The sequence below is a fragment of the Aeromonas aquatilis genome, assembly GCF_054052405.1.
This window is the reverse complement of sequence record NZ_JBSTYP010000105.1, coordinates 1-7,417: the sequence shown is the minus strand read 5'-3', so window position 1 is coordinate 7,417 and position 7,417 is coordinate 1. Positions and strand designations below refer to the sequence as shown.

Annotated in this window: 4 protein-coding genes; all 4 read right to left on the bottom strand. The window is 59.0% G+C overall.

The window, feature by feature from the left end; all coding sequences use genetic code 11:
• Nucleotides 1-173: 173 nt before the first annotated feature.
• Nucleotides 174-1,034 carry a pyridoxal kinase PdxY gene (gene pdxY / locus ACW5W8_RS23085; RefSeq protein ID WP_498630714.1) on the bottom strand — a complete coding sequence of 287 codons (861 nt, stop codon included), beginning with the start codon at nucleotides 1,032-1,034 and terminating at the stop codon, nucleotides 174-176.
• A 93-nt stretch (nucleotides 1,035-1,127) separates the two neighbouring features.
• Nucleotides 1,128-3,260 (bottom strand): lysine decarboxylase CadA, encoded by a 2,133-nt coding sequence (locus ACW5W8_RS23080; protein WP_498630712.1) that lies wholly within the window; start codon nucleotides 3,258-3,260, stop codon nucleotides 1,128-1,130.
• 77 nt (nucleotides 3,261-3,337) lie between these two features.
• Entirely contained in the window at nucleotides 3,338-4,672 is a 1,335-nt protein-coding gene (gene cadB / locus ACW5W8_RS23075) for a cadaverine/lysine antiporter (RefSeq protein WP_498630710.1), read from the bottom strand.
• 756 nt (nucleotides 4,673-5,428) lie between these two features.
• Nucleotides 5,429-6,982 (bottom strand): lysine decarboxylation/transport transcriptional activator CadC, encoded by a 1,554-nt coding sequence (gene cadC, locus ACW5W8_RS23070; RefSeq protein WP_498630708.1) that lies wholly within the window; start codon nucleotides 6,980-6,982, stop codon nucleotides 5,429-5,431.
• Between the last annotated feature and the right edge of the window lie 435 nt (nucleotides 6,983-7,417).

The window sequence follows — 7,417 nt, the reverse complement described above, 5'->3', positions numbered from 1 at the left end:
TGACCATCTCGATCTCAAATTGTTGGGGTGCGGGTTCTCTGAGCATGGTGCAGTCCATTTATTGACCATGCAGCAATTAGATCAAACCCCGTGATCAGCGTCCAGGGGTTTGTCAGCAGTCTGAAAGCCCTGATGATCAGGGCTTTGTTGTTTTTACTGTTGGCGCAAACGGCTCAGAGGCGGGTCGCCCGGATGGAGACCTGCGGCAGCGCCATCTCGTGCTGGGCCGCCACCAGTTGCAGCTCGTAGGCCCCCGCCAGCCAGGTGCGAGCCAGCACGGCATCCACGCTGGCGTTGGTAAGCTCGAACGCCGCCACCGGGGTACAACCGGCCAGCAGATTGGCCAGCATGGTGGCGCTCAGCAGATCCCCTACCCCGATGGGGTGGCGAGCAAAAGGGTAGAGCGGGCGGGAGAGGTGAAAATCCCCCTCCTCGCACACCAGCAGCATTTCGAAGCGGTCCATGGCAAAGCCGGCCTTGCCCAGATGCTTGACCATCACCAGCTTGACCCCTTGCGCGCGCAGTTGCTGGCACGCCTCGATGGCCTCCGGCACATTGCGGATATCGCTGCCGGTGAGCTGTTCCAGCTCCAGCAGATTGGGGGCCAGCATATCGGCGCAGGCCAGTGCCCGGTTTTTCAGAAAATCGGCGACGCCGGGTGCCACTATGCACCCCTTGTCGGGGTGACCCATCACAGGGTCACAAAAGTAGAGGGCGGCCGGATTGAGCGCCTTGAGCCGGGCCACCGCCGCCAGGATCTCCTCCCCCTGTTCGGCCGAGCCGAGGTAACCGCTCAAGATCGCATCGCACTCGGCCAGCACACCGATCTCCGCCAGGCCGTTTACCAGCTGACGGATATGGCCGCCGGGCATCACCATCCCCTGCCAGCCTTCGCGGTATTGGGTGTGGTTGGAGAACTGCACCGTGTTCATCGGCCACACCTCGATCCCGAGGCGACGCATGGGAAAAACGGCGGCGCTGTTGCCGGCACAGCCAAAGACTACGTGGGATTGAATGGAGAGCACTCGCTTCATGATTGGCGACTCACGCAATAAGAACAGGAATTCCGGAGGGAAAAACGGGCCTTGCGGCCCGTTGTTGTCACTTTCGACTGTTGTCACTGTCGATTAACGCAGCACCTTGACGGTGTAGCTGCCATCGGCCTGACGATAGAGGCCGTGGATGTCGGTCTCGAAGCCCGGGTAGTGGGCACCGATCTCGCACAGCATCTCGAGGAACTCGAGCACCGGCAGAGAATCCTGGGTCACCATCTCGCCCGGCAGTACCAACGGAACTCCCGGCGGGTACGGCAGGATCATGTTGGCGCTGATGCGATCAACCATGTCACGCAGCGGCACTTCCACCACGTTGCCGGCCAGCTCTTGCTGCCATGCGGCGTGCGGGGTCATCTTCATCTCCGGCAGTACGTCGAACGCCTTGAACATCAGCTCCGGCAGACGGTACTTGCTGGTCAGCTCGTGAATGCGCTGCGCCAGCTCCTGGATACGCATCCCTTCGTAGAAGCTCGGGTCTTCACGATAGAGGCTCGGCAGGATGTTCTTGATGGTCAGGTTCAGGTCATAACCACGTTTGAACTCGGTCAGGGCGCGCAGCAGCTGCATCGCCTTGGACTGATCGATACCGATGGAGAAGAGGAACAGCATGTTGTAAGGGCCGGTCTTCTCCACCACTATGCCGCGCTCGTCCAGGAACTTGGAGACCAGAGAGGCAGGGATGCCCTTCTCCAGCAGCTGGCCGTCACGACCCATACCCGGAGTCAGCAGGGTGACCTTGATCGGATCCAGGTACATGTGGTTGTCATCGATGTCCTTGAAGCCGTGCCAGTCATCTTTCGGATCCAGCTTCCAGCACTCGACGGTGTCGATGTTATCCGGCTGCCATACGTCGAAGAACCAGCCTTCGCTCTGATCACGCAGACGCTTGATCTCTTTGCGGAAGGAGATGGCGCGATCGATGGAGTCCTTGATCAGACGCTTACCGGTGTTGCCACGCATCATGGCAGCAGAGATCTCGGTCGATGCCACGATGCCGTACTGCGGCGAGGTGGAGGTGTGCATCATGAAGGCTTCGTTGAAGGTCTCTTCCTCCACGTCACCCTTGATGTGGATCATCGAGGCCTGAGAGAAGGCTGCCAGCAGCTTGTGGGTGGACTGGGTTTCATAGAACACCTTGCCCGGCATCGCTTCACCGCTCATGCCGCACTTGCCTTCATAGATCGGGCTGAAGTTGGTGTAAGGCACCCAGGCACTGTCGAAGTGGATAAAAGGAGTATCCAGACTCTCCTTGATGAAGCCGGTGTTGTAGAGCAGGCCATCATAGGTGGAGTTGGTGATCACCGCGTAACGGGGAGCCTGGGCACCCGGCGTGGCGGCAACCTTGGCAGCTATGGTGTCGCGGCTGAATTCGCTCTGCGGGATACCACCCAGAATGCCGTAGGCATTGCGGGTCGGACGGAAGTAGACCGGCGTCACGTCGTTCATCATCATCAGGTGAGTGAGCGACTTGTGGCAGTTGCGGTCAACCAGCACTGTGCTGCCGGCCGGCGCGGAGAACATGCCGACAATCTTGTTGGCAGTGGAGGTGCCGTTGGTGACGATATAGGAGCGATCGGCGTTGAAGGTACGGGCGATGTACTCTTCGGCGTCCTTGTGCGGACCGGAGTGATCCAGCAGGGAGCCCAGCTCCGGCATCGAGATGGAGACGTCGGCCTTGAACGCGTTCGGACCATAGAAGTCATAGAAGATGCTGCCGGCCGGGCTCATCTGGAAGGCGGTACCGCCCATGTGACCCGGAGTACAGAAGGTGTATTTACCCTCTTCCACGTACTTGAACAGTGCCTTGGTAAACGGCGGCAGGATGGCGTCCTGATACTCCTGAGTGGCTTGACCCATCTTGAGGGCGATGTCGTCAGCCATGCCGAGACGGTACTCGAAGAAGTGCACGTTCAGACGCAGGTCGGTCAGGTGAATATCCAGGGTGGACTGGTCGTTGGCGAAGGCGAAGATCGGCAGCTTCTCGTTGCGATCGTGGATCTCCTTGCACAGACCCAGGGAATATTTGTCCCAGTCGAAGATAGCGCCGCAAACGCGGGGGTTCTTCTCGATCAGTTTCAGCAGGTCGGCAACGTCGACCGGATAAACAACCTCGAAACCCTTGCGCTCGAGGGAGGCTTGCAGCTGGCGAATGGGTTCTTCTTTAAAGAAAACGCCCAGGTGGTTGAGGATGGCAATGATATTCATCGTAATGCTCCACACGTAAAGGGGCGCTCTCCATCAGGGATGGTGAGTGAAGAGCGCTCGGAAGATAAAAGGGGGGATCAGTTGCTGGGCTGTTGGTTCAGCAGGGCATCGTGCTGACGCAGACCCAGTTTTTTGGCGTAGAACATCAGGATGATGAGCGACACCACGAAGGTAGCGGTGAGGTTGGAACCCTTGGCACCCATCAGGGCCACCAGACAGAAGACACAGGCCACACCGGAGAAGATCATCGCGCCGATGCTGCGGGAGGTCATACCCTCGAAGCGGATCAGGTTAATGCTGGAGTAGAAGTAGGGCAGCATGGTCAGCAGCACCGCATCTGTGGTCAGCACGTTGAAGAGATCGGCAGCGTGAGCGGACTGGGAGGTGAAGGCGGTCAGGCCAACCATCAGGGCAGTCATCTTGAGGGAGCCCAGGATCAGACCCTTCTTGGCTACGCCGTTCTTGTCCACTTCGCCATAGATTTTCGGGAAGTTGCCGTCGTTGGCGGCACGCTTGCCAGCTTCGCCTACCAGCATCATCCAGGAACCGAGCGAGGTGAAGCAGGCCAGAGCGGTGAAGGCAGAAACAAACGGCGCAGACCAGCTACCGAAGATGGCGGAAGAGGCCATGGCAAACGGGGCGCCGGAAGCAGCCACTTCACCGGCCGGGAACATGCCGCTGATCACCTGGGTAGAGAGGATGTAGATAACACCGGCGATACCGGTACCCAGCATGGTAGCGAGCGGTACGGTGCGCTTGGGGTTCTTCACCATGCCGGAAGAGACGGCGGCAGATTCAACACCGACGAAGGACCAGAGGCAGATCAGCACGGCGCTGATGACCGCATGCAGGTCGCTGCCGCTGGTGGTGTTCCAGTTCTGGCTGTAGACGGTGGCATCAAAATGACCCCAGCCCATCACCGCTGTACCGACAACCGGCAGCAGGATCAGCACCAGACCCAGGGTACAGAGTCGGCTCACCCAGCTACCGCCAAGCAGGTTGACGAAGGTGAAGATCCAGACGGCAGCGATGGTGGCTGCGGCGGCCGGAATTGGGCTGTTGAGAATGGGGAAGAAGACCGAGAGGTAGGAGACGCCGGTAATGGCGATGGCCAGGTTACCGATCCAGTTGGCGTGGTAATAAAGCACACCGGTCTGGAAACCGAACACCGGAGAGATCTCGCCAGCATAAGCGATGGGGCCGCCCTCTTGAGGGTTCTTGGTGGCAAGGCGGGCGAATACGAAAGCCAGGCCCATGGCGCCTACCAGACAGATTGCCCAGCTAAAGACAGATATGGAGCCGATGGTGGCCAGTGCCGAAGGAAGCAGCGCGATGCCACTCCCCATCATGTTGCCGGCCACCACACCTGTACAGGCGATAAGGCCAATCTTCTTGCTCGTATCGAGGGACATAAGATCTCCGGTTCTATAAAAGGTCGGGTCGTCACATACACATTTGGCGGAACGCCCCGCCAAAGAATGGGCACAGACTAGGCCTCTCATCCCCGGAAAACATAAAGACCAGCTAACGGATAAAAATATGAGGCAACTTTTTTCGCCGCCTCATTATTTTTGATAAAAACCATTCAAAAACAGTAGATTGGTATCAGGGTGCACCGCCATCTTGATAAAACCTTGATATCCTTCCGCCCCATTTTTGCCCCTTGATAACCCCCTTATCTCGCCGTCTTGATATTTTTGGCCAGATAAACCCGGGATAAAGCAGATCCCATTGCGCCCCCTGCCCTTGCGGCCATTTGGAAGCCCTGCGGATCATCACCCTGAGTGGCCGCTCACCTCCTGCTCGGCCCTCCGCTCGGCTCATCACAATCCAGGCTCAGAGATAAAACTCAATGGCGATAACAGGTCAGCAATGAGAAATGGGTCGTGACGGACAGCTTATCCCGCCGCCAACCATGAGCAAATGTCACAATCTGCGTGCGCGGCGTGAAGCCGAACAAACGCGAGTGCCGCGAATGCCGCGTGCAAGGCAAAGGCAAATGGGGATAGTGGGGAGCTGCGGGGGATAAATCGGGCCACACCAGAGCGACTATCCCCGGTGGCAAACAAGCAGGATTGAGACAAGCAGAAACAGCACAGGCCGCCCGAAGGCAGCCTGTGGATAGAGTCGGCAACCGCACCGACCGGGGGAAAACCAACACTGCGGTGTTAGAAGAGCTTCACCTTGCTCTGGCCCAGTGCATTGAACAGGGCCGGGGTGAGGCTCTCCATATTGCTGTAGAAACCGAGCTGCTGGCAGAGCAGATAGGTCTGCTCGGTCGCCTCCATCAGGAAGGCCTGACTGTAGGCATCCCCCGCCGCCTCGGGGCGACCATCCAGCTCCGCCAGCTTGCCCTGCAGTATGTAGTAGAGCACCGAGCGGCCACGACTCGCCGCCTTCTCCAGCAGATAGTTGGCCTGCTGTTGCTGGCCGTTGAGGATCGCCTGCAGGGTCAACGCCTCCCACACCCGAGCTGGCAGGGCGCCGCTGTTTTGCACCACGCGGGCGAGATGGGTGCCAATCCCCTGCAGCCGCTCGCTCTCGGATTTGCCCGCCAAGGTGGCTAGCGCCTCGCCCGCCAGATAGCGCTCCGCCAACAGCAGCGGCTGATCCGGATGGGCAATCAGCGACTGCTCCAGCAGATCGATGCCGCGCTTGAGGGCGACCGGATCCCGGCTGTTGATGTAGTACTGCGCCTCCATCATCGCCATTAGGGAGGCATCATCGGTGGGCCAGCCCATCCCCGGCTCGGCATCGGGTTGGTCGAGGGCGCGCAGCAGATCCTGGCTGCTGGCCTGCAACACGCCGTGCACATTGTGGCGACTGAGCTGGTACTGATGGCTGAACAGCACCCGGTTGGTGTTGATATTGCGATACTCCAGATCGAGATAGGTGCCCCGCGGCTGGCGGGTGACCCGCACACTCAGCTCCTTGCCGGGCATGATGCCCCCCATCAGAGTGGTGGCACCGTACTGCACCCGCAGCGGCGTGGCCACCGCCACTTCCCCCATCAGGGCGCGGGTAATGCCATCGGCGAGGCGCACGTTCTCGTTGTTGTCATCCATGCCGGAGTGGAAGCGGAACACCAGCAGATTGGGATCCAGCATGGCGTGTACCTGGGGGCTGGTGTGCTGGTAGCTGAGCATGCTGACAATGGCGATCAGCACGATGGCAACAAAGATATCGAAACTCACCATCTTCCAGCGGCTGCGGGCATCCTTGGCATGGGTGGAGATGGCGCGGGTCAGGGGCCCGGCGGGAAAAGGGGCGACATTGGGCTGTGCATCATCATCCTGCTCAGCCACGGGCGGGCTCAGATCGGAGAGCGTCGGGTTGTCGGAGAGAGCGGTATTGACCGCAGGAGCAGGCTGCTCGTCCGCCATCACCACGGAAACGACCTGCAACGGCCGCACCGGTGCCACCAGCTTGTAGCCGCGCTTGGGTACGGTGACGATATAGTCGGTCGCATCGGTGCGACCATCTTTGAGGATCTTGCGCAGTTCGAAGATGGACTGGGTCACCACCTGATCGGTCACCTCGGCGCCATCCCACACCTCGTTGATCAGGGCATCGCGGCCAAACACGGTGCCGGCATTATGGGCCAGAAACCGCAACAGATTGACCAGTCTGGGTTCGAGGTAGACCTCGCGGTCGGGGCGACACAACATGTTGTCGTCAACGCTCAGGGTCCAGTCGTGGATCTCAAAAACCGATTCGCTCATGATTCACTCGCTGCAGATGGTGACAATGCACGATGAGAGAGACGCAAAACCCGGGCTGACTGAACGGAACAAGGCGCTATCACCACAGGTGACAGATAAAAAGAGAACCGAAGCAATCACATCTCTGAGAGTCAGTCTGGCCAGGCCATCCTGTTTACGTCTGAAGGGCATCCTTGCGGGCATTCCGACCACCGGGATCGGAAGGGATCACTTTAAGCAAAATGGGAGCTGGATCCCACTTTTTTTGGCTATAAATCACCGTTGAGTTGATCCGACACCGCACTTTTCGGCAAATAGCGTGCCAATCGGTATTCATATGAGCATCCCATATGCCGGAATCAAAAGGCTATGTCCCAATTACGTGTTGCATGGGGTGCCCCAGCGCCTCATGCAAACATGCTTTGATATTCACGCCTCTCCCGTAACGCTCCAGCA